The following is a 22046-nucleotide window of genomic DNA, read 5'->3' on the forward strand; positions in this document are numbered from 1 at the left end:
CGGTGCCGTCGGCCAGGGTCATCGGCTGCGCGGCGTTGTGGGTGTCGAAGCAGTACTGCGGCTCGCCCCTGCGGCAGGCGCGGCACTGCCCGCACACCGCCCGCCAGTTGAGGACCACGAAGTCGCCGACCGCGACGTTGGTGACGCCCGCGCCGACCGCGGAGACCACGCCGGCGGCCTCGTGGCCGAGCAGGAACGGGAACTCGTCGTTGATGCCGCCCTCGCGGTAGTGCAGGTCGGTGTGGCACACCCCGCAGGCCTGCACGTCGACCACGGCCTCACCCGGGCCCGGGTCGGGGACGACGACCGTCTCGACGGTGACCGGCTGACCCTTCGCGCGGGCGACGACGCCCCGAACCTCGTAGGCCATGGCGGTGGATCTCCTCTCGTCACTTGACCCCGTGGAGGTGCCACCCTACGGTGTTACACGACTGGTATACCAGTCCTCGGCAGGATTCATGACAGAAGGGAACCCGGCATGGTCGTCCAGCTGGAAGAGACGCTGCTGGCCCCTGCTGCGCAGGACCGGGTGCTCGACCGGTCGCTGGCCGACACCGACCCCGACGTCTTCGACGCGATCACCGCCGAGCTGACCCGGCAGCAGACCACGTTGGAGATGATCGCCAGCGAGAACTTCGCGCCGCTCGCGGTCATGCAGGCGCAGGGCTCGGTGCTGACCAACAAGTACGCCGAGGGCTACCCGGGTCGCCGCTACTACGGCGGGTGCGAGCACGTCGACGTCGTCGAGCAGCTGGCCATCGACCGGCTGAAGGGGCTGTTCGGTGCCGAGTACGCCAACGTGCAGCCGCACTCGGGGGCGCAGGCCAACGCCGCGGCGATGTCCGCACTGCTGGCGCCCGGCGACACCATCCTCGGGCTCGACCTGGCGCACGGGGGCCACCTGACCCACGGGATGAAGCTGAACTTCTCCGGCAAGCTCTACGACGTCGCGGCCTACCACGTGCGGGCCGACGACCACCTCGTCGACATGGCCGAGGTCGAGCGGCTGGCGCGCGAGCGGCGGCCGAAGCTCGTCGTCGCGGGCTGGTCGGCCTACCCCCGCCACCTCGACTTCGCCGAGTTCCGGCGGATCGCCGACGAGGTCGGCGCCTACCTCATGGTCGACATGGCGCACTTCGCCGGCCTGGTGGCCGCCGGCCTGCACCCGTCCCCGGTGCCGCACGCGCACGTCGTCACGTCCACCACCCACAAGACGCTCGGTGGCCCGCGCGGCGGCGTCATCCTCGCCACCGGCGACCTGGCCAAGAAGTTCAACTCCTCGGTCTTCCCCGGCCAGCAGGGCGGGCCGCTGGAGCACGTCATCGCCGCCAAGGCCGTGGCCTTCAAGCTGGCCGCCGAACCGGCCTTCCGCGAGCGCCAGCAGCGGACCCTCGTCGGCGCCCGCATCCTGGCCGACCGGCTGCTGGCCGCGGACTCGCGCGCCGCGGGCGTCGACGTCGTCAGCGGGGGCACCGACGTCCACCTCGTCCTGGTGGACCTGCGCGGGTCGGAGCTGGATGGCCGCCAGGCCGAGGACCGCCTCCACTCCATCGGGATCACCGTCAACCGCAACGCGGTGCCCTTCGACCCCCGCCCGCCGATGGTCAGCTCCGGCGTCCGCATCGGCACGCCCGCGCTGGCCGCCCGCGGCTTCGGCCCGGACGACTTCGCCGAGGTCGCGGACGTGATCGCCGCCGCCCTGCGGCCCTCGACCGGCGCGGAGCAGCTCCCGGGGCTCCGCGCGCGGGTCACCCGGCTCGCCGACCGCCACCCGCTCTACCCCGACCTGACGGAGGCCGGCCGATGAGCCCCCGCACCCCCGGCGCCGACCTGCCGGACCACCCGGACTTCCTCTGGCGCGACCCGGAACCGAAGCGCTCCTACGACGTGGTGATCGTCGGTGGTGGTGGCCACGGCCTGGCCACCGCGCACTACCTCGCCAGGAACCACGGCATCACGAACGTCGCCGTCCTGGAGAAGGGGTGGCTGGCCGGCGGCAACATGGCCCGCAACACCACGATCATCCGGTCCAACTACCTGTGGGACGAGAGCTCGGCGATCTACGAGCACAGCCTCGAGCTCTGGGAAGGCCTCGAGGAGGACCTCGGCTACCCGATCCTGTTCAGCCAGCGCGGGGTGCTGAACCTCGCGCACACGCTGCAGGACGTCCGCGACAGCGTGCGCCGGGTCGAGGCGAACAAGCTCAACGGCGTCGACGCCGAGTGGGTCGAGCCGGACGAGGTCCGCAAGATCTGCCCGATCGTCAACACCTCGAGCGACATCCGCTACCCGGTGCTGGGCGCCACCTACCAACCGCGCGCCGGCATCGCCAAGCACGACTACGTCGCCTGGGGCTTCGCCCGCCGGGCCGACGAGGCCGGCATCGACCTGATCCAGAACTGCGAGGTCACCGGGTTCTCCACCGAGGGCGACCGGGTCACCGGGGTGCGGACCACCCGGGGCACGATCGCCGCGGGCACGGTCGCACTCTGCGCCGCCGGCCACACGTCGGTGCTCACCGATCTGCTCGGCATCCGGGTGCCGGTGCAGAGCCACCCGCTGCAGGCGCTGGTCTCCGAGCTGCTCGAACCGGTGCACCCCACGGTGGTCATGTCCAACGCCGTGCACGTCTACGTCTCCCAGGCGCACAAGGGCGAGCTGGTCATGGGCGCCGGCGTCGACTCCTACAACGGCTACGGCCAGCGCGGCGCCTTCCACGTCATCGAGCGCCAGATGGCCGCGGCCGTCGAGCTGTTCCCCGTGTTCGCACGGGCCCACCTGCTGCGCACCTGGGGCGGCATCGTCGACGTCAGCCCCGACGCCTCGCCCATCGTCGGGCGGACCCCGTACGCCAACCTCTACCTCAACTGCGGGTGGGGGACCGGCGGCTTCAAGGCCACCCCCGGCATCGGCTGGGCCCTGGCGCACACCATCGCCCACGACGAGCCCCACGCGACCGTGGCGCCGTTCGGCCTCGACCGCTTCGTCACCGGCGCGCTCGTCGACGAGCACGGCGCGGCCGCCGTGGCCCACTGATCCAGGGAGCCCCTCCGATGCAGCTCATCGAATGCCCGTGGTGCGGCCCCCGCGAGGAGGTCGAGTTCCGCTACGGCGGCCAGGCCCACGTCCCGTACCCGGAGAACCCCGCCGAGCTCTCCGACGAGCAGTGGGCGCACTACGTCTTCTTCCGGGACAACCCCAAGGGCCGCTTCGCGGAGCGCTGGAACCACAGCACCGGCTGCCGGCGCTGGTTCAACGCCGTCCGCGACACCGCCACCTACCGCTTCGAGCGCGTGTACCGCCTCGATGACCCGAAGCCGGTGACCCGATGACGAACCCGTTCCGCACCGCCGAGGGCGGCCGCGTCGACCGCGCCACCACCGTCGAGTTCACCTTCGACGGGCAGGCGTACACCGGTCACCCCGGCGACACGCTGGCCTCCGCGCTGCTCGCCGCGGGCCGGCACCGGATCGCCACGAGCGTCAAGCTCGGCCGCCCGCGGGGCATCGCCGCGGCCTGGGCCGAGGACCCGGGCGGCCTCGTGCAGGTCGAGGAGCCGTTCCCCGAGCCGATGCTGCTGGCCACCACCGTCGAGCTCCACGACGGGCTGGTCGCCCACGGACTGCCGGGCCAGGGCCGCCTCGCGGAGATCCCCGACTCGGCCCGCTACGACGCCGTCCACCACCACGTCGACGTGCTGGTCGTGGGCGCCGGGCCCGCCGGGCTGGCCGCCGCGCTCAGTGCCGCCCGGGCCGGGGCGCGGGTCGCGCTCGTCGACGAGCGGTCCGAGGCGGGCGGGTCGCTGCTGTCGGGCACCGACCGGCTCGACGACGGCCCGGCACCGGACTGGGTCGCCGCGGCGGTCGCCGAGCTCGCCGTGCTCCCGGAGGTGCTGCACCTGCAGCGCACCACGGCCTTCGGCAGCTACGACGACGGCTTCGTCCTCGCGCTCGAGCGGCGCACCGACCACCTCGGGCCGGCCGCCCCCAAGCACGTCTCCCGTCAGCGGGTCTGGCGCTTCCGGGCCCGCTCGGTCGTCGTCGCGACGGGCGCCCACGAGCGGCCGGTCGTGTTCGCCGACAACGACCGCCCGGGCATCATGCTCGCCGGCGCCGCCCGGACGTTCCTGCACCGCTACGGCGTGCTGCCCGGCCGCGAGGCCGTCGTCTTCACCACCAACGACAGCGCCTACGACGCCGCCCTCGACCTGCACCGCGCCGGCGTCCGGGTGCAGGCGGTGGTCGACCCACGGCCGGCCGGCTCGCCGCGACGGCGGGAGGAGTGCGGGCGCGCGGGGATCCCCGTCCTGGACGGATCCGTCGTCACGGGCACGCAGGGGGTGGACCGGCTCACCCACGCGCTGGTCGCGCCGTTCGTGGACGGCGAGGTCGGGGCCGGCCGGGCGATCGCCTGCGACCTGCTGCTGGTCAGCGGCGGCTGGAACCCCGCGGTGCACCTGTTCAGCCAGGCCCGCGGCCGGCTCCGCTTCGACGAGGCGCTCGGCGCGTTCGTCCCGGCAGAGGAGCTCGACGGCCTGTCCGTCACCGGGTCCGCCGCCGGCGTCCTCGACCTGCCCGGGTGCCTGGCCGACGGGCAGCGGGTGGCCCGCGCCGCGCTGGCCGCGCTGGCGATCGAGCCGGCGTCCGAGGACCGGCTGCCGGCCGCCCCGGAGCCCGTCGTCCCGGCCGCACCCCTCGTGCTCTGGCGGGTGCCGGACGTCTCCGGCGCGGGGGGCAGCACCTCGTTCGTCGACCTGCAGCGCGACGCGACGGTCGCCGACATCGCCCGGGCGGTCGGCGCCGGCCTGCGCTCCATCGAGCACGTCAAGCGCTACACGACCATCGGCACCGCGCACGACCAGGGCAAGACCTCCGGCGTCCTCACCTCGGGCATCACCGCCGAGCTGCTCGGGGTCCCCGTGCAGGCCACCGGGACCACCACGTTCCGGCCGCCCTACACCCCGGTGGCCTTCGCGGCGCTCGCCGGCCGCGACCGCGGCCGGCTGTTCGACCCCGAGCGGGTCACCGCGCTGCACGGGTGGCACGTCGCGAACGGGGCCGTCTTCGAGGACGTCGGCCAGTGGAAGCGGCCCCGCTACTACCCGCGGCCCGGTGAGGACATGGAGGCCGCGGTCCTGCGGGAGTGCGCCGCGGCCCGCACGGGCGTCGGGATCCTCGACGGCTCCACCCTCGGCAAGATCGACGTCCAGGGGCCCGACGCCGCCGTCCTGCTCGACCGGCTCTACACGAACCTGATGAGCAGCCTCGAGGTCGGCTCGGTCCGCTACGGCGTCATGTGCGGCGTCGACGGCATGGTCCTCGACGACGGCACGGTGCTGCGCCTGGCCGAGGACCGGTTCCTCGTCCTCACCACCACCGGCGGTGCGGCGAAGGTCCTCGACTGGATGGAGGAGTGGGTCCAGACCGAGTGGCCGGACCTGCGGGTGCACTGCACCTCGGTCACCGAGCAGTGGTGCACCTTCCCGGTCGTCGGGCCCCGCTCCCGCGACGTCGTCGGCGCCGTCTTCCCCGACGTGGACGTGTCCACCGAGGCGTTCCGGTTCATGACCTGGCGGGACACCGCGCTCGACGGGGTGCCGGTGCGACTGGCCCGGATCAGCTTCTCCGGCGAGCTCGCCTTCGAGGTCTACGTCAACCCCTGGTACGCGGTCGCGGTGTGGCAGCGGCTGCTCGAGGCCGGCCGCCCGTACGGCATCACGCCCTACGGCACCGAGACCATGCACGTCCTCCGCGCGGAGAAGGGCTACCCGATCATCGGGCAGGACACCGACGGCACCGTCACCCCGCAGGACCTGGGCATGACGTGGGTGGTGTCCAAGAAGAAGCCCGACTTCATCGGCAAGCGCTCCTTCGCCCGTGCGGCCAACCAGGACCCGCTGCGCAAGCAGCTGGTCGGGCTGCTGCCGGTCGACCGGCGGACGGTGCTGCCGGAGGGCTCGCAGATCGTGGAGTTCCTCCCCGACGGCGAGCTGCCGCCCCCGCCGGTGCCCATGCTCGGCCACGTCACCTCCAGCTACCGCAGCGCCGAACTGGCCCGGCCCTTCGCCCTGGCCCTGGTCAAGGGCGGTCGCGCGCGCGTCGGCGACACCCTGCACGTCCCCGTCAACGGCACCCTCGTCCCGGTCGAGGTCACCGGCTCGGTGCTGGTCGATCCCGAAGGAGCCCGGCGCGATGGCTGAGCTGCTGCGCACCCACCCGCTCGAGGCGTGGAGCACCGCCTTCGCGGGCCTGCCCGCCACCGTCCGGGTCACCGTCGAACCGTTCGTCGCGACGGTCGACGTCCGGTTGGGCACGGTGAGCGCCGAGGCCTCGACCGCGCTGGGCGTCGACCTCCCGACGGTGCCCAACACCTGGGTGCCGACCGGCGCCGGACGGGTCGTCTGGCTCGGTCCGGACGAGTGGCTGCTCAGCAGCACGACGGAGGAGCCGGAGGAGCTGGAGCGCCGCGTCCGCGCCGCCGTCCTCCCGCTCGGCGGATCGGCGACCGACGTCTCGGCCCAGCGGATCGGGCTGCGGCTGACCGGTGCCCGCGCCCGGGACGTCCTGGCCAAGGGCTGCGCGATCGACCTGCACCCGCGGGTGTTCGGCCGGGGCCGCAGCGCGCAGACGGCGCTCGGCCAGGCGGGCGTCGTGCTGCTGGCACTCTCCGACACCGGCGACGACTACGCCCTCCTCGTCCGGTCGTCCTTCGCCGGCTACCTCGCCGACTGGCTGCTCGACGCGGCCCTCGAGTTCACCGCCACCCCCAACAGCTGATCAAGGACCCCGATCCGCCGGCACGTCAGGAGCGAGAGCAATGCCCACCACCCCTCGAGTGGTCATCATCGGAGCGGGGATCGTCGGCGCCAACCTGGCCGACGAGCTGACCGTCCGCGGCTGGGACCGCGTCACCGTGCTCGACCAGGGCCCCCTCCCGCTCACCGGCGGGTCCACCTCGCACGCGCCCGGGCTGGTCTTCCAGACCAACGCGTCGAAGACGATGACGGCGTTCGCGAGCTACACGGTCGAGAAGCTGCTGAGCCTCGACGTGGACGGCGCGTGGTGCTTCAACCAGGTCGGCGGGCTCGAGGTCGCCACCACCCCGGAGCGGCTCGCGGACCTGCGGCGCAAGCAGGGCTGGGCCACGTCCTGGGGGGTCGACGCCGAGGTGATCGGTCCGGAGGAGTGCGTGCGGCTGCACCCGCTCGTGGACCGCGAGCGCGTGCTCGGTGGGCTGCACATCCCCACGGACGGCCTGGCCAAGGCCACCCGGACGGTCGTCGCGCTCGCCCGCCGCGCCCAGGCCCGGGGGGCCCGCTTCCAGGGTTCGACCCGGGTGACCGGCATCGAGCAGGCCGGTGGCCGGGTGACCGGCGTCCGCACGCCGGACGGCCTGATCCCGGCCGACCTCGTGGTGTCCTGCGCCGGCTTCTGGGGGGTGGAGCTCGGCGCGATGGCCGGGATGGACGTGCCGCTGCTGCCCCTGGCCCACCAGTTCGTCTGGACCGGCCAGGTGCCCGAGCTGGTCGGCCGCAACGACGAGCTCGGCGAGGCGAGCCTGCCGATCCTGCGCCACCAGGACCAGGACCTCTACTACCGCGAGCGGGTCGACCGCCTCGGCATCGGCTCCTACGCCCACCGGCCGATGCCGGTCGACCTGCGCGAGCTGCCCCAGGGCGACGGCGTGCAGGAGTCGGGCATGCCCTCGATGCTGCCCTTCACCGAGGAGGACTTCGCCCCGGCCTGGGAGCAGAGCAAGCTGCTGCTGCCCTCGCTGCGCTCGTCGAAGATCGACACCGGCTTCAACGGCGTCTTCTCCTTCACCCCCGACGGCGGCCCGCTGGTGGGGGAGTCCGCCGACGTCCAGGGCTTCTGGATCGCCGAGGCCGTCTGGGTCACCCACTCCGCCGGCGTCGCCCGGGCCGTGGCCCAGCTGCTGGTCGACGGGCACTCCGAGATCGACCTGCACGGCTGCGACGTCCACCGGTTCGAGGACGTCCAGCTCGCCCCCGAGTACGTCAGCGAGACCTCGCAGCAGAACTTCGTCGAGGTCTACGACGTCGTCCACCCGCTGCAGCCCCGGCTCTCGCCGCGCGAGCTGCGGGTCAGCCCCTTCCACGCCCGGCAGCAGGAGCTCGGCGCGGTCTTCCTCGAGGCCGGCGGCTGGGAGCGGCCGCACTGGTACGAGGCCAACGCCGCGCTGGTGGAGCAGCTGCCGGCGGCGTGGGTCCCGCCGGCGCGCGACCCGTGGAGCGCGCAGTTCCACTCGCCGATCGCGGCGGCCGAGGCGTGGAGAACCCGCACGGCGGTGGCGATGTACGACATGACCCCGCTCAAGCGGCTCGAGATCAGCGGCCACGGCGCGCTCGCCCTGCTGCAGCGCCTGACCACCGGCGAGATGGACAAGTCGGTCGGGTCGGTCACCTACACGCTCGCCCTCGACGCCGCCGGCGGCGTCCGCAGCGACCTCACTGTCGCCCGGCTGGGCGAGCAGCTGTTCCAGGTGGGCGCCAACGGCCCGCTCGACCTCGACCACTTCCGGCGTCAGGCACCGGCCGACGGCAGCGTGCAGGTGCGCGACATCACCGGCGGCACGTGCTGCATCGGCCTGTGGGGCCCGAAGGCGCGCGACCTGGTCCAGCGGCTCAGCGCCGACGACTTCTCCAACGACGGGCTGAAGTACTTCCGCGCCAAGCGGGCCCGGATCGGAGGGGTGCCGGTGACGGCGATGCGGTTGTCCTACGTCGGCGAGCTCGGCTGGGAGCTCTACACCAGCGCCGACCACGGCCGGCGGTTGTGGGACGTGCTGTGGGCCGCCGGCCAGGACCTCGGCGTGATCGCCGCGGGTCGCGCCGCCTTCAACAGCCTCCGGCTGGAGAAGGGCTACCGCGCCTGGGGCCACGACATGACCACCGAGCACAACCCCTACGAGGCGGGTCTCGGGTTCGCCGTCCGCCGGCAGAAGAAGGACGACTTCGTGGGGCGGCAGGCCCTCGAGGGGATCAGCGACGACACGGTGGACCGCCGGCTGACCTGCCTGACCGTCGACGACGGCCGCAGCGTCGTCCTCGGCAACGAGCCGGTGTTCCTCGACGGCCGGCCGGCCGGCTACGTGACCAGCGCCGCCTTCGGCCACACCGTCGGCCGCCCGATCGCCTACGCCTGGCTGCCGGCCTCGGCGACCGCCGGCACGGCCGTCGAGATCGAGTACTTCGGCACCCGCATACCGGCGACCGTGGCGGCCGAGCCGCTGGTCGACCCCGGTATGACCCGGATCCGGGCCTGACCGCGCCCGGTGACGGGAGGGAGCGGCCACTCTGCAGGGACCCGCGCCGAGCCCGGGAGGCCCGGGGAAGGGTGGTCCCCTCTCAGATGACGGCGCGGATCGCCTTCTCGAAGCCCAGGACGTGCTCACGGGCCAGGGCGTCGGCCCGATCGGCGTCGCCGGCAGCGATCGCGCGGAGCAGCGCCACGTGCTCCCCGACGTGCTCGTCCACCGTGGGCAGCCGGTCGAGGAACAGGCAGAAGATCCGCGTCGCCAGGTTGTCGTAGCGGATGAGCACATCCTCCAGGTGCGGATTGCCCGCCGCCCGGTAGATGGCCCGGTGCACGGCCAGATCCCACCGCATCAGCTCCGGGGCGTCGACCCGGGTGACGTCGAGCTGCTCGATCCGCTCGGCCAGCTCCTCGAGCTCCGCCTGCGGGTGGCGGGCGCTGCGCTCCGCGGCGCGGCGGGCGGCCAGCGGCTCGAGCTGGGCGCGGATCTCGGAGATGTGCGCCAGGTCGGAGATGTCCATGCCCGTCGCGAACGTGCCCCGCCGCGGGTAGGACACGACGAGCCGGTCGCCCTCGAGACGCTTGAGCGCCTCGCGGACCGGGGTCCGGCCCACGCCGAGGTCCTTGGCGAGGACGTCGTCGTCGATCGGGTCGCCCGGGCGGATGTCGAGCATGATCAGCCGGTCCCGGACCGCCACGTACGCCCTGTCCGCGAGGGACGTGGCGGCGGAGGCGTCGAGATCCAGGAAGGCAGCGGTCACGAGCGCATCGTAGGGGCTGACGGCCAGCGAGGCTTGCCTCGTCGGAGTGAGCGACATACTCTTACTGTACATCTGGTATATCAAAGATGTACCTGGAGAGGCACGCATGACCATCAGCGCCTTCGACCTGTTCAAGGTCGGCATCGGCCCGTCCAGCTCGCACACGGTGGGGCCGATGCGCGCGGCCTGCACCTTCGCCTCCCGGCTCCGCGACGAGGGCCTGCTGGGCGAGGTCGCCGGTGTGCGCTGTGAGCTGTTCGGGTCGCTGGGAGCGACCGGGCACGGGCACGGCAGCGTCAAGGCCGTCGTCCTCGGCCTCGAGGGGGAGCAGCCCGACCAGGTCGACCCGGTCGCGGCGCAGCCGCGGGTCGACGCCGTCCGGCGCGACGGCAAGCTCGCCCTGGCCGGCGAGCACGTCATCGCGTTCTCCGTGGACGACGACGTCGTGCTGCACCGGCGCCGGCGGCTGGAGTTCCACAGCAACGGCATGCTCTTCCGGGCGGTGGACGCGGACGGCGACGAGGTCAGCCGCCGCGAGTACTACTCGGTCGGGGGCGGGTTCGTCCTCGACCAGGACGACGCCGGCAACCCGGCCGTCGTCGAGGACCCGACGCCCGTCCGGTATCCGTTCCGCACCGGCGAGGAGCTGCTCGCCCGGGCGCGGGAGACGGGGCTGCGGATCAGCGACGTGGTGCTGGCCAACGAGCTGGCCTGGCGCAGCGAGGCGGAGGTGCGCGCCGGGCTGCTGCACGTCTGGTCGGTCATGCAGGAGTGCGTCGAACGCGGCACCCGGGCCAGCGGGGTGCTGCCCGGCGGGCTCAGGGTCCGCCGGCGCGCGGCCGCGCTGCGCGCCCAGCTCGAGGAGCACCCCGACGAGGCGGACCCGCTCCGCGCGATGGAGTGGGTGACCCTCTACGCCCTCGCGGTCAACGAGGAGAACGCGGCGGGTGGGCGGGTGGTCACCGCGCCGACCAACGGCGCTGCCGGCATCGTGCCCGCCGTCCTGCACTACTACCGCGACTTCGTGGGCTCGTTCTCCGAGGACGGGGTGGTCCGCTTCCTGCTCACCGCCGCGGCGATCGGGTTGCTGTTCAAGGAGAACGCCTCCATCTCCGGCGCGGAGGTGGGCTGCCAGGGAGAGGTCGGCTCGGCCTGCTCGATGGCCGCCGCCGGCCTCGCCGAGGTGCTCGGGGGGACCCCGGAGCAGGTGGAGAACGCCGCGGAGATCGGCATCGAGCACAACCTCGGGCTCACCTGCGACCCGGTCGGGGGGCTGGTGCAGATCCCCTGCATCGAGCGCAACGCCGTCGGCTCCGTCAAGGCCATCACCGCGGCGCGCATGGCCGTCCGTGGCGACGGCCGGCACCACGTCCCGCTGGACAAGGCCATCAAGACCATGCGCGAGACCGGCGCGGACATGAAGGACAAGTACAAGGAGACCGCCCGCGGCGGGCTGGCGCTCAACATCGTCGAGTGCTGAGGAGGCACCCGTGTCCCACCCGTTCACCCTCACGCTGAGCTGCCAGGAGCGGCCCGGCATCGTGCACGCGGTCAGCTCGTTCCTCTTCCGGCACGGCTGCGACATCGTCGAGCACCAGCAGTTCGACGACGCCCTCCGCGGCCAGCTGTTCCTCCGGACCGCGTTCGTCTCCGCCGAGGACACCGCCGTCGAGCACCTGGCGGCCGAGTTCGGCCCGGTCGCCGCCGAGTTCGGCATGACCTACCAGGTGACCGGGGACCAGCCGCACCGGGTCCTGGTCATGGTGTCCAAGCTCGGACACTGCCTCAACGACCTGATCTTCCGCTGGCGCGCCGGCAGCCTCGGCGCCGAGCTCGTCGCCGTGGTGTCCAACCACGAGGACCTGCGCCCGATGGCGGAGGCGGCCGGGCTGCCGTTCGTCCACGTGCCCGTGACCCCGGCCACCAGGCGCGACGCGGAGCAGCGGCTGCTCGACCTCGTCGACGAGCACCGAGCCGACCTCGTGGTCCTCGCCCGCTACATGCAGGTCCTCTCCGACGAGGCGTGCGCGGCCCTGCACGGCCGGGCGATCAACATCCACCACTCCTTCCTGCCGGGGTTCAAGGGGGCCAAGCCCTACCACCAGGCCTTCGACCGCGGGGTGAAGCTGGTCGGTGCGACGGCGCACTACGTGACCCCGGACCTGGACGAGGGGCCGATCATCGAGCAGGAGGTCATCCGGATCGACCACACCTTCGACCCCCGCGCACTGGCCACCGTCGGCCAGGACGCCGAGGCGCTCGCGCTCTCCCGCGCCGTGCGCTGGCACAGCGAACGGCGCGTGCTGCTCAACGGCCACAGCACCGTCGTCTTCCGCTGACGCAGGACCGGTGCCCGTGAGGTGGGCCTGCTCCGACGCCCCCGGCTCTCCTCGTTCCATCCGTGGCTTTCGCACGTCCGGCCGTCATCGCCGCTCGCGCAGCCTGGGTCCCAGGACGGCCTGCCCGGCGCCACGGGGCGGTGGGACGTCGGCGCTTCTCCGGCGCTCGACCGCCCACACCGCGGTCGCGGTCAGGAGGATGCCGATCCAGATGAGGCTCCACGTGCCGGCGTCCCGGGCCTGGGCTCCCGCCCAGCAGAGCAGCGCCGCCTCGGGGAGCGAGCCGGCCACGGTGGCGGCCGTGGCCCGCCGCCAGCCGAGAGCCGACATGCCGGCGAGGACGGCGACGCTCTCGCTCACGACCGGCACCGGGCGGCTGACGGCCAGGGCCACCGCCCCCCACCGGCGCAGCAGGCGGGCGGCCCGCGCGCTGCCCGGGGGCGGCTCGGAACCCGCGAGCCGACGCCCGATGGCGAAGCCGAGCAGCGTTCCGCCGACCCGCCCGATGAGCGCGAGGACCGTGCCGCCGGCGGTGCCGAAGGCGGCACCGAGGCCGAGCATGACGAGACTGGAGGGCACGGGTAGCACGGCGTCACCCAGGAGCAGCGCGACGCCGATCAGGGCGACACCCGGCTCGGCGGTCGGCACGGGTGACGAGGCGCCGGTCCACGGGACGTGCAGCGCTTGCGCGAGGGCGAAGCCGCCCAGGGAGACGACCGCGACCCCGGCACCGACGACGCCGTACCGGTTCACCTCGCGGCCAGCTGTGCCTCGACGACCGGCCGCGCCGCGGCGTCGATGGAGGCGATCTCGGCGAGCACGTCCCCCGTCTCGCCGGCGGCCGCCAGCGCTGCAGTCAGCTCCGCGGAAGTGTCCAGGAGGGCCAGGTGCAGGCGCCAGCGGCCGCGCTCGTCGTCGGGCAGCGCGAGCGTGTACGGCAGCTCGAACGGTGCGCCGCCGCACGCCGGGTCGCCCTCGACCGGGTGCGCCTTCGCCGGTCGGGTGACCAGCAGCCGCGCGATCCCGCGCAGGCCCGAGGTCGCCTCCCCGCGCATCTGGAGGAACGCCCAGTCCCTGAGGTGTCCCCGTGGCGTGGGCGAACCGTCGTCGCCGACGAGCGCGCCGGGGCGCACCAGGGCATGCGCGAGGTCGACCAGCAGCATGCGGTACCGGACGTCGAACAGCTGCGCCCACAGCCGGGTGACCGGATGCGTGATCCGGTTGCGCTCCACCGTCGGGTCGGGATCCGCCTGCGGGCCGGTCGTGGGATTCGTGGGGACCGATCGGACGGGCATCCAGGCCGGGGCCGCGGTCTCCTCGGTCTCCGGGAACGCCCGGTAGATCTCGAGGAGTTCGTCGAAGTGCGAGGGAGGCTCCCCCGGCGACGGCTGGGCGGCCCCCTCGCCCTGCTCGCCGATGGCCCGCAGGGCGGCGACCGCCTCGTCACGGGTGGCGACCGTGCGGACGATGAGCTGCCCGAACCCGAGCCAGTCCTCGGGGCGTGCCTGCAGATCCGTGGCCGTGTCAGAACGCAGGTCGCCGTCGGCCAGCTTCGCGGGGTCGGCGAAGACGTCGACGAGCGTGTCGAACAGGATGCCGACCCGGTTGGGGCGCATCCCCCCTGTCCCGGCGGTCGCGCGGGCGACGATCTCCTGGATGTCCGCCGCATCCGGAGCGGCGGGCATCTCCGCGCTGACGTACTTGGCCAGCGACGTCCTGGTCAGGGGCTCGAGGCTCAAGGGGAACGGGTACAGCGCCGACCGGAAGGGGAAGTCCTCGCGCTCGAGGTTCAACGGACCCCCGAGGAAGCGCAGCAGGTTCTGCTCGGTGAGCAGGTGCGCCATCTCCTCCCGGGCGATGGAGGTGATCGTGGCTCGCCAGGCCGCGGTCCGCTCGGCTGCATCCGGGGGGACCGCATCCCCGGTGAAGTCGTCGTCGGCGAGGGAGTAGGCCGCGTAGAGGTACTGGGTCATGAGGGCGTGCTCCACCTCCGCCACCGTGTGCAGGAGGAACACCGCCCAGTCCCACCAGGTCAGCTCGGGTGGCTTGGGCACCGTCGGCGCCGCCGTGGCCCCCGCTACCTCCGCGGCCTCGAACGCGCGGTCGAGGTCTGCGACGGGGAGGAACCGGTCGGCGCGGGCCCTCGTCACTGCTCGTCCAACGGGATCCGACGCAGGCCCTGCTGCCCGGTCCCGCGTAGATCCGGCGCCGCGGTCACCGCGACCGGCGCGGGTGCGGCCACGCCGGAGGACGCGGGTGCGTCGAGCGTCCCCGTCACCCGGCCGGTCTGGCAGTCGGTGTCGAACGCCAGGAAGTCGCAGGTGAAGCGGACGGCCGGCAGACCGGCGAGGAAGGCGAGCGCCCCGTGCGGCTGCGCGGCGACCGTGACGTCCCGGTCGATCAGGCCGGTGTAGCGCTCCATGAAGACCAGCGGGGTGGCGATCGCGTCGAGCCCGTGGCCGGGTCGGGTGTCGGTGTGCTCCCGGAGGCGGCGGTCGCGGATGCGGGTGGCGCGTTCGTCGGCCGGTTGCTGGGCGACGAGCCGGGACAGCTTGACGGCGATGGTGTTCCACGCGTTCTCCGCCCAGGTGGCGCTGGCGATGCCGAAGTCCGCGGGGCTGTCCGCGGTCGGATCGGCGTCGGGCACGGAGATCCCGTTCGCGTAGGGCGCGGTCGAGCCCGGGGGCTCGGCCGGGGAGGACCGCGGCACGGCGGGCGCCGACGCGCCGGAGTAGAGGGTGCCGAGCTCGAGCCGGAAGTCGGCGATCGGCTCGAAGCCGTCCGGGGCGAAGGTGCGGTTGCGGCCGTCGAACACGCAGCCCGGCCCCAGGCGGACCGGTAGCCCGATCACCGGGTCACCCACGTCGAACTGCACGGGAGTGCCGCCCACCCGGGCCTCGACCGCGGTCACCGTGACCCCGATGGGCTCGCAGAACGGCCGGAGAGCGACGGCGTCGTGGAACCGCACCACGCGGTCGAGCGGCGGCTCGTCGGGATGATCCGGGTCGGGGCCCTGCACCGCGTAGACCCCGAAGCTCGAGTTCTCCCCCCAGGGGTGGTCGAAGGGGTCGGGATCGGTCGCCAGCCGGCACTGGAAGGTCCCGCGGAACCGGACGGCCGGCCGGGCCACCGCGGTCAGGTCGACCGACGCCAGGACGGTGGTCCCCTGGAGCACCTCGATCGTCGTGTCGTTCAGCGCCGCGCTGGGGGAGGTCGCCGTCAGGGCGACGTCGGTGACGGTGGGGGACACGTGCAGGGAAGCGGGAGACACCTGGACGCCGGCCGCGCTGCCCGGCCGCACGCGGACCGTCACATCCCCCTGGGAGCCGTCGACCGTGCGCACGGAGAGCCGACTCGGAGCCTGTCCGGGACCCTCGGGGACGACCAGGAAGGCGCGACCCGACGGCGCCCCCTCGACGGACGCCTCGATGCCGCCGATCCCGGCCACGTCCTCCGGGCAGCCGTCGTCGATCCAGGCCACGACGACGTCGATCAGTTCGTCGGGGACCGGCGGGCGCCCGGCCGGCATGCGCCGGAAGGTGGCGCCCGGGGTGCCGATGTCCGAGCCGAACGGGGTCTGACCGCGCAGCGCCTTGACCAGGTTCGAACCGCCCCCGTCGCCGAGCGTGACGATCGGCAGGCCGAGGACCTTGAAGGCCACGAACTGGTCACGGGTCTGGGAGCGCCAGAACGCGCGGTGCGGGCCGGCGACGGGTGCCCCCGCCCCGCCGACCGAGTCGTCGAGGATCTGCTTGATCTGCAGGAAACGGTTCATGGGATCCGCCTCGTGGGCCGGTGGGGGGCTGATCGTCCGGGCGGGTTCCCGATCGCTCAGGAGAACTCGGGCGCGGGCGACGCCTGGTGATGGTCGAGTCCCCCATCGGTCCCTGTCAATGTCGCTCCGCACGCATCACGCGCATTACCCGAATACCGGCACCAGCGGTCGGAGGGCGGTGACGCCGCCGTGACATCCAGGTGACGGCCGCCATTTTCGATGGCCAGGAATGTGCGATTCCGCCGAGGCGAGGAGAGTGGGAACGGTGGGCGAATTCGTGGTGGAGCAGCTCGAGCTCGCGCAGCCGCGGGTGGTGCGGGTGTCCGTGCCCCCCAAGGTGCTGGGTGACCTGGACGCCATCCAACGGGTGCAGGCGGACGTCCTCGGTCAGCTGGGGTGCCAGGCCTGCTGCTCCGGGTTCGACATCCGCTTCGACCTCGTGCGGCAGTTCGTCGTGGACGAGCAGCTCAACGTCCGCGGCCCCATCTCGGGCTAGTGAGGGAACTGCCCGACCTCGGGGTGGGACTGATCTACCTGCCGGGCCTGGACCCGCTGGTGGAGGCCGCGCAGGGCCTGCTCGACGTCGTGGAGATCGAGCCGCAGACGGCCTGGTCCTCGGACGGGGCCGGGTACCGCCAGGACGAGGAGTTCCTGCGGCGGGTCGAGCAGATGCCCCAGCCCGCGCTCGTGCACGGGGTGGGATTCCCCGTCGGTGGCACCGTGCCGCCGGATCCGGGGGCGGTCCGCCTGGTGGCGGACACGGTCCGCAGGCTGGCCGCCCCGTGGGTCAGCGAGCACCTGAGCTTCAACCGGGTCGCGGACCGGGGCCGGACGTACGGGACGCTCTTCCTGCTGCCCCCGGTCCAGACGCCGGCCTCCGTCGCGGTGGCCGCGAGGAACATCGCGTCGATGAAGGCCGGGCTCCCGGCCCCCTTCGCCTTCGAGACGGGCGTGAACTACCTGCGCCCGCAGCCCGGGGAGATGTCCGACGGCGCCTTCTTCGCAGCCGTCGCGGAGGAGGCCGACTGCGGGATCCTGCTCGATCTGCACAATCTCTGGTGCAATGAGCGGAATGGTCGACAGCCGGTGCAGGACGCGCTTGCCGAGATGCCGCTGGACCGGGTTTGGGAAGTGCATCTGGCCGGTGGTCAGGAGGTGGACGGCTATTGGCTGGACGCGCATTCCGGACTTCTCCCGGAAGCGCTCGAGGATCTGGCTTCCGTGGTTCTCCCCGAGCTGCCCGGGCTCCATGCGCTGGTCTTCGAGATGATGCCCGCGTACCTGTCGGCCGGGCGGGTCTCGGTCACCGACGCGGTCGCGCAGCTCGAACGCCTCCACCATCTCTGGGACTCCCGCGGACGCGCGCGACGTCCCCCGGTGACGGGGAGACCGGGTCGTGCCGCGGACCCGGCCCGGCTGCCCGCGCCCCGCACGTGGGAGTCGGTGCTGGGACGAGCGGTGATCAGCCCTGGGGGTGCGACCGGCCGGGACGAGCCGGCAGCCGATGGTGACCGTGCGTCGGACGGGACGTCCGTCCTGGTGGACCCGGGGATCACCCTGATGCGCGAGGTGCTGGGCCGGGCGCGGGCCGGGATGGTCGCATGGGCGCTGCCGCACACGGTCCGCCACCTCCTGCGCACGGCAGGGGAGGACCAGCTGCGGGAGCTGCTCAGCGGCTTCTGGCGCAGCGCCGCGCCCGAGCAGTTCGCGGCCCTCGAAGCCGAGGCCTTCGGGCGACACCTGCAACGGGAGGCCGGCGACGTCCCGGAGCTCGTCGACGTCATGGCCGTCGAGCTGGCCGCTCTGCGGCCGCGGACGTCCGGTGACCCGTGACGTGACGCGGGCGTGACGGTCCGATGACGCCAGGGGGCCGACCCTCGGGCGGGGGAGCGAACGGCGTCCCGCCGCTCGTGCGGCGCACGCCGACCGGCCCTCGCCGTCCCACGCAGCTGCGACCTCCGTCGGAGACCCAGAGAGAGGCCCGGACCATGACCCTCCGCGACGTCGAGGACATCGAGCGCCCCGGCACCACCGCCCCGGCCTGGCGGCCCGTCCCTCCGCTGGCCGGGAGCGACGGCATGGTCGACATGCCGCAGCTGATCTCGTTCGCCACCGGGTCTTGACCCGCCGCCCCGTCCGGCCACGCCCCCGTGCCCGCCACCCCTCCCGGGTCGGCGGGGCGGGGATCAGCCGTCGCCGGCCATCGCCGGCGCCCGATGACCGTCGCCGGTCGCGAGGCGGGCAGCCGCCTCGTCCGTCAGGATCGTCCGCGTGGCGCCGTCGGCGGCCTGCATCGCCCGCAGCCCGCAGTCCTGCAGGGTGTGCGGTCGCAGGAGGAGCGAGGTGGGGACGGGGGAGATCTCCCGCCACGCGAAGCAGTCCCGGATGATCGACTGGTTCTCCCCGCCGGTCAGCTCCCGGTCCGCCCGGATCAGGCCGCGGAGCACGTCGTGGTAGGTGAGGAAGTCCGGGGAGAGGTTGCCCCAGGTGACCGCGAGCAGCCTGCCGAGGTGGTCCCGGGCCATGAGCAGCGCGTTCCGGAAATCCACCGCGTGCCCGGTGTACGCGGCGTCGAAGCGGCGCTGGATGTCCTCGAGGTCGACCGCGCTGCCCGGCAGGTTGTTCGAGTCGGCACGGAGCTGTGGGTCGATGAGGCCGCGCTCGACGAGCGCCTTCTGGAAGACCTCGACCATCGTGTCGAAGATCGCGCCGGTGAGCGGGAGCGAGCGCTCGTGTGGCTCGTCGCCGACGTCGGACATGCGCCGGGCGTTCAGCGCGACGCGGATCTCGCGGCTGTCGGAGAGCTCGCCCACGCGGTCGAGGCCGTTGACGGTCAGCAGGTTGCCGCGGGTGGTGTCGAGCAGGTAGTCGGTGAACGAGGTGAAGTGCAGCAGCGCCACGATGGCGGTCAGGTCGCCGCTGGACTCGTGCATGCCGCCGTAGTCGATCGCCTCGTCGAGCGGGCTGGAGGGGACGCCGACCTCGGTGAACACGATGCTGTGGCCGAGCTCGTGGGCCAGGACGTCGAAGTTCTCGCAATAGGGGAGATCGTGGTTGATCGTTCCCTGCGGGGTGCGGCCGAACCCGAACTCGAGGAAGCCGTACCCGGACTGCGCGTTGTCCCACTCGATGAGCGGGATGAGCTCGAGCCGGGCGAAGTCCGACTCGAAATGCCAGTCGATGCGGTGGCCGAAGTAGTCCTGCCAGATGTCGAGCACCCGCCGGACCGTGGCGTACATGGTCGCCGCGGAGAACTCCCGGCTGCCCGGCGTGAGGTGGGTGAAGTGTCCGTCGGTCCCCGGCGGGACGGGGTCGTGGCGTGGACCGAGGTACGGCGGCCGGTTGAACGGTCCGTAGCGGGTCTTGCCGATGGCGTCGACGACGAACATGCGGTCGTCCGCCGGTCCGGCCTGCATCTCCTCCGGCGGGATCGACACCGTGACGGTCTCCGGCTCCGGGAACAGCGGGGTCCCGTCGGCCTTGCGGAGGAAGCGCGGCTGGGGGAACAGCAGGAAACGGGTACCGGTCGCGGCGAGCCGCTTGTCGAGTTCCAGGGACATGACACCCTCCTCGAGGGTCGGCGGTGCCGAGGTCGCCGTCAGCCTGGTCCCGCGGCGTCACGACGGCGTCACCGCGGGCCGGTGCCCGCAGCTCGCGTGGAGCGGTCACCGGGCGCCAGGGCCCGTTGCGGGACCTGGCGCCGAGGAGGGGCTGTCGGCGTCGCGCGGCCGCCGCCGCGAACGAGAGGCGCCGCTGCAGCTGCCCCGGTGCGTCAGACCTTCCAGGAGAGAGCGCGACGGACCCAGCCGAGGTTCTCGTCGGCCCAGCCGAGGACGTCCAGGGTCGAGTCGAGCACCTGCGGCGGCCGGCGCACCAGGGTGTCCCGGCGCAGCAGACGGTCGAAGTCCACCAGGACCGGGCCGACCCGCGGCGAGCCGCTCCGGTCGGCGAAGACCACGCCCGCCGCCGACATGATGTTGATGACCTCCTGCGCGATGATCCCGTATCCGATGGTCGTCGGGTGCACGCCGTCGAGGGAGAACAGGCCTCCGGCGGCCCGGCCCTTCTTCCTGTCCCCGGCGAGGAACCGCGAGTCCGGCACCGGCCGCAGCGCGGCGAGCGCGGGAGGCAGGGGGTAGGGCGTCCACCAGGACGGACGCGCGTTGGGGTCGGAGATGTAGCGACGGGCGGCCAGCCGGTCCAGGATCCCTGCCACGTCGAGCAGGTACCAGTCGTCCGAGTTCTTCCGCGCCTCCCGGACGACCCCCTCGATGCGCTCGTTGTAGAGGTCGATGGCAGCGTCGACCGCTCGGGCCTCCTGCTCGGTGATGCAGGCGTCGCGCGACGGGTCGAACTGGTCGTCGTCGACCCATGGGCGGGCGTAGTAGGGGAAGTACCGCGATCCCGGCCGCACCTTGCGGCCGATGCCCCGGGCGATCGGGGCGATGGTCACGTGGGGGACGGTGCACCAGATGGTGTGCCGGGCTCCGATCCGACCGACCGCGGCGGCCAGCTCGCCGAGTTCGGCGGCGAAGTGCTCCGGCCGCCAGACCGTGTACCGGCCCTTGCGGCGCAGGTCCTGGAAGTCGTCGCCGCTCCAGCGGACGCGCAGCTCGGTCACCGCCTGGAGGGCGTTGTTGGCCCCGAGGAAGACCACGAGCGTCTCGATGCCGCAGTCGGTGTCCTCGTCGTGGTCCGCGCCCATGGCGGCCGCCGCGTCGAGGAGGGTCTGACGCCGCACCTCCTCGCTCCACCGCGGGTACACGCGGAGCGCGGCGCGTTCGCTGTTGTTCTCGACGATCTGGTCGAGCAAGGAGTCGCTCGGCCGGCCGACGGCCTTCTCCAGGGTGGCCGCCGTCCGTTCCAACGCGTCGCGCAGGTCCCACCCGTAGACCGACAGGTTGTGGTTGTAGCGCTGCACGTTGGGCAGGGATCGTCCCGGTCCCCGCTCCCAGTAGTCCTCGACCTCGTCCAGGAAGCCCCGCGCGGTGAAGAGGGCGAGCGGCACCTCCCAGAAGTCGAGGCCGGATCCGAAGCGCTCCTCGAAGCGACGCAGCAGGAGCTCGATGTTCAGCGGGAGCCCACCGGGACCGCCGTACAGGGGGTAGCGGAACTGGTCCAGCCAGCCCAGCTCGTGGGCGACGATCGCCGGCCACGAGATGTCGGTGTTGAAGACGGCTCCGCTCTGGAAGCCGTGACTCAAGGAGTCGCCGAGCACCACGAGCCGGTGCGCCGGGTGGCCCCGGCGAGGGCTGTCCGGCAGGCCGATCCCCAGCGTGGGGTCGAACTGGGGCACGCGGGGCTCGGTCTGCTCGGCCTGTTCCCGCACGTCGCCGGGGGCGTCACGGGGGACACGCTGGGTAGGGGATGACACCGGTCTCTCCCTCTTCCTCGGGTGGGTGCGGGCGCGGCCGAGGCGCGCCCCGCTGGACGGCGAGCCCATGAGACCCGGCGGCTGTCACCGCTGCGTCACAGGTGCGTCAAGCCGACCGGAAGCGGACGGAGTCGAAGATCCGGTCGGCCAGCCGGCACGTGCGCTCGTCGACGCAGGAGACCCGCACCGTGAGCACGTTGTCCCCGTCCGGGACGTCGAGCACCCGGACCACCTTCCACGGTCCTCCAGCGGCCACGCGGGGTGAGGTCTCCGTGGCCGTCCGGTCGCCGACCGCCCGGCTCCGGGCAGCCGGATCCCCTCCGCCCTCGCGTCCGCCGTAGCGGCCGTACTCGTAGAGGATCTCGTAGCCGTCGCCTTCGAGGATCCCGACGACCGAGTCGAGCGGCTGGACCTGCTGCTCGCGCGCGTCGCGGGGCGCGGTGATGCTGGCGACGTCGCCGATCCCGACGACCCGCCAGGCTTCGTCAGGCCTCGTCATCGGTCCCCTCGTCGCGTGTGTCG

At 73.1% G+C, this 22046-nt stretch carries 19 protein-coding genes; 11 read left to right on the forward strand and 8 right to left on the reverse strand.

The window, feature by feature from the left end; translation table 11 throughout:
• Positions 1-370: alcohol dehydrogenase catalytic domain-containing protein (locus ACI797_RS11585; protein WP_456858749.1), on the reverse strand; the 370-nt coding region annotated here is incomplete at its 3' end.
• Positions 371-478: 108 nt separating this feature from the next.
• Between ACI797_RS11585 and glyA the strand changes: the two genes are divergently transcribed.
• Genes glyA through ACI797_RS11615 form a run of 6 tightly spaced genes read left to right on the forward strand, consistent with a single transcriptional unit; the run spans position 479 to position 9285 of the window.
• On the forward strand, positions 479-1807 hold the full coding sequence (glyA, locus tag ACI797_RS11590; protein ID WP_456858750.1) for a serine hydroxymethyltransferase: 1329 nt from the start codon (positions 479-481) through the stop codon (positions 1805-1807).
• Positions 1804-3036, forward strand: coding sequence for a sarcosine oxidase subunit beta family protein (locus tag ACI797_RS11595; protein ID WP_456858751.1), 1233 nt, complete (start codon positions 1804-1806; stop codon positions 3034-3036). Before glyA ends, ACI797_RS11595 begins: the two co-directional genes overlap by 4 nt.
• A 17-nt stretch (positions 3037-3053) precedes the next feature.
• On the forward strand, positions 3054-3332 hold the full coding sequence (locus tag ACI797_RS11600) for a sarcosine oxidase subunit delta (protein ID WP_456858752.1): 279 nt from the start codon (positions 3054-3056) through the stop codon (positions 3330-3332).
• A complete protein-coding gene (locus tag ACI797_RS11605) occupies positions 3329-6199 on the forward strand; it encodes a 2Fe-2S iron-sulfur cluster-binding protein (RefSeq protein WP_456858753.1) in 2871 nt (956 codons plus the stop codon). Before ACI797_RS11600 ends, ACI797_RS11605 begins: the two co-directional genes overlap by 4 nt.
• Positions 6192-6776 (forward strand): sarcosine oxidase subunit gamma, encoded by a 585-nt coding sequence (locus tag ACI797_RS11610; protein WP_456858754.1) that lies wholly within the window; start codon positions 6192-6194, stop codon positions 6774-6776. The genes ACI797_RS11605 and ACI797_RS11610 overlap by 8 nt, the downstream gene beginning before the upstream one ends.
• 40 nt (positions 6777-6816) lie before the next feature.
• Positions 6817-9285, forward strand: coding sequence for a GcvT family protein (locus tag ACI797_RS11615; protein WP_456858755.1), 2469 nt, complete (start codon positions 6817-6819; stop codon positions 9283-9285).
• An 82-nt stretch (positions 9286-9367) separates the two neighbouring features.
• Here ACI797_RS11615 and ACI797_RS11620 read toward each other — a convergent pair whose 3' ends face one another.
• On the reverse strand, positions 9368-10036 hold the full coding sequence (locus ACI797_RS11620) for a GntR family transcriptional regulator (RefSeq protein ID WP_456858756.1): 669 nt from the start codon (positions 10034-10036) through the stop codon (positions 9368-9370).
• A 106-nt stretch (positions 10037-10142) separates the two neighbouring features.
• Here ACI797_RS11620 and ACI797_RS11625 point away from each other — a divergent pair, with 106 nt between their 5' ends.
• Both ACI797_RS11625 and purU read left to right on the forward strand, forming a co-directional pair.
• Positions 10143-11516 (forward strand): L-serine ammonia-lyase, encoded by a 1374-nt coding sequence (locus ACI797_RS11625; protein WP_456858757.1) that lies wholly within the window; start codon positions 10143-10145, stop codon positions 11514-11516.
• Positions 11517-11526: 10 nt separating this feature from the next.
• Positions 11527-12375: a formyltetrahydrofolate deformylase gene (gene purU, locus ACI797_RS11630; RefSeq protein WP_456858758.1), complete on the forward strand. Its 849-nt coding sequence runs from the start codon at positions 11527-11529 to the stop codon at positions 12373-12375.
• A gap of 84 nt (positions 12376-12459) precedes the next feature.
• Here the strand turns inward: purU and ACI797_RS11635 are convergent, their stop codons facing one another.
• The 3 genes from ACI797_RS11635 to ACI797_RS11645 are packed head-to-tail and all read right to left on the reverse strand — an operon-like array spanning position 12460 to position 16150.
• A complete protein-coding gene (locus tag ACI797_RS11635; protein WP_456858759.1) occupies positions 12460-13128 on the reverse strand; it encodes a TVP38/TMEM64 family protein in 669 nt (222 codons plus the stop codon).
• Positions 13125-14525 (reverse strand): ferritin-like domain-containing protein, encoded by a 1401-nt coding sequence (locus ACI797_RS11640; protein WP_456858760.1) that lies wholly within the window; start codon positions 14523-14525, stop codon positions 13125-13127. The genes ACI797_RS11635 and ACI797_RS11640 overlap by 4 nt, the downstream gene beginning before the upstream one ends.
• Positions 14522-16150, reverse strand: coding sequence for a hypothetical protein (locus ACI797_RS11645; RefSeq protein WP_456858761.1), 1629 nt, complete (start codon positions 16148-16150; stop codon positions 14522-14524). Before ACI797_RS11645 ends, ACI797_RS11640 begins: the two co-directional genes overlap by 4 nt.
• Positions 16151-16415: 265 nt before the next feature.
• On the opposite strand from ACI797_RS11645, the gene ACI797_RS11650 reads away from it, so the two are divergent.
• The 3 genes from ACI797_RS11650 to ACI797_RS11660 all read left to right on the forward strand — a co-directional run bounded on the left by ACI797_RS11650 (position 16416) and on the right by ACI797_RS11660 (position 18273).
• On the forward strand, positions 16416-16646 hold the full coding sequence (locus tag ACI797_RS11650) for a hypothetical protein (RefSeq protein ID WP_456858762.1): 231 nt from the start codon (positions 16416-16418) through the stop codon (positions 16644-16646).
• A gap of 59 nt (positions 16647-16705) precedes the next feature.
• On the forward strand, positions 16706-17983 hold the full coding sequence (locus ACI797_RS11655) for a multinuclear nonheme iron-dependent oxidase (protein ID WP_456858867.1): 1278 nt from the start codon (positions 16706-16708) through the stop codon (positions 17981-17983).
• 155 nt (positions 17984-18138) lie between these two features.
• Positions 18139-18273, forward strand: a complete 135-nt coding sequence (locus ACI797_RS11660) for a hypothetical protein (protein ID WP_456858763.1) — start codon at positions 18139-18141, stop codon at positions 18271-18273.
• 63 nt (positions 18274-18336) lie between these two features.
• On the opposite strand, the gene ACI797_RS11665 is transcribed toward ACI797_RS11660, so the two are convergent.
• The 3 genes from ACI797_RS11665 to ACI797_RS11675 all read right to left on the reverse strand — a co-directional run bounded on the left by ACI797_RS11665 (position 18337) and on the right by ACI797_RS11675 (position 22023).
• On the reverse strand, positions 18337-19710 hold the full coding sequence (locus ACI797_RS11665) for a hypothetical protein (RefSeq protein ID WP_456858764.1): 1374 nt from the start codon (positions 19708-19710) through the stop codon (positions 18337-18339).
• Between the two features lie 212 nt (positions 19711-19922).
• The gene (locus tag ACI797_RS11670) at positions 19923-21524 is read right to left on the reverse strand and encodes a hypothetical protein (protein ID WP_456858765.1); all 1602 of its coding nucleotides are present in this window, start codon (positions 21522-21524) and stop codon (positions 19923-19925) included.
• 106 nt (positions 21525-21630) lie between these two features.
• Positions 21631-22023: a hypothetical protein gene (locus tag ACI797_RS11675; RefSeq protein ID WP_456858766.1), complete on the reverse strand. Its 393-nt coding sequence runs from the start codon at positions 22021-22023 to the stop codon at positions 21631-21633.
• Positions 22024-22046: the final 23 nt, after the last annotated feature.

It is taken from the genome of Geodermatophilus sp. SYSU D00691, assembly GCF_054050275.1.

Bases quoted from the DNA above. Each gene is read 5' to 3' on its own strand.
- ACI797_RS11625 (WP_456858757.1), top strand. From the start codon at position 10,143: ATGACCATCAGCGCCTTCGACCTGTTCAAGGTCGGCATCGGCCCGTCC.
- ACI797_RS11615 (WP_456858755.1), top strand. From the start codon at position 6,817: ATGCCCACCACCCCTCGAGTGGTCATCATCGGAGCGGGGATCGTCGGC.
- glyA (WP_456858750.1), top strand. From the start codon at position 479: ATGGTCGTCCAGCTGGAAGAGACGCTGCTGGCCCCTGCTGCGCAGGAC.
- ACI797_RS11675 (WP_456858766.1), bottom strand. From the start codon at position 22,023: ATGACGAGGCCTGACGAAGCCTGGCGGGTCGTCGGGATCGGCGACGTC.
- ACI797_RS11610 (WP_456858754.1), top strand. From the start codon at position 6,192: ATGGCTGAGCTGCTGCGCACCCACCCGCTCGAGGCGTGGAGCACCGCC.
- ACI797_RS11645 (WP_456858761.1), bottom strand. From the start codon at position 16,150: ATGAACCGTTTCCTGCAGATCAAGCAGATCCTCGACGACTCGGTCGGC.
- ACI797_RS11600 (WP_456858752.1), top strand. From the start codon at position 3,054: ATGCAGCTCATCGAATGCCCGTGGTGCGGCCCCCGCGAGGAGGTCGAG.
- ACI797_RS11665 (WP_456858764.1), bottom strand. From the start codon at position 19,710: ATGTCCCTGGAACTCGACAAGCGGCTCGCCGCGACCGGTACCCGTTTC.
- ACI797_RS11595 (WP_456858751.1), top strand. From the start codon at position 1,804: ATGAGCCCCCGCACCCCCGGCGCCGACCTGCCGGACCACCCGGACTTC.
- ACI797_RS11605 (WP_456858753.1), top strand. From the start codon at position 3,329: ATGACGAACCCGTTCCGCACCGCCGAGGGCGGCCGCGTCGACCGCGCC.
- ACI797_RS11660 (WP_456858763.1), top strand. From the start codon at position 18,139: ATGACCCTCCGCGACGTCGAGGACATCGAGCGCCCCGGCACCACCGCC.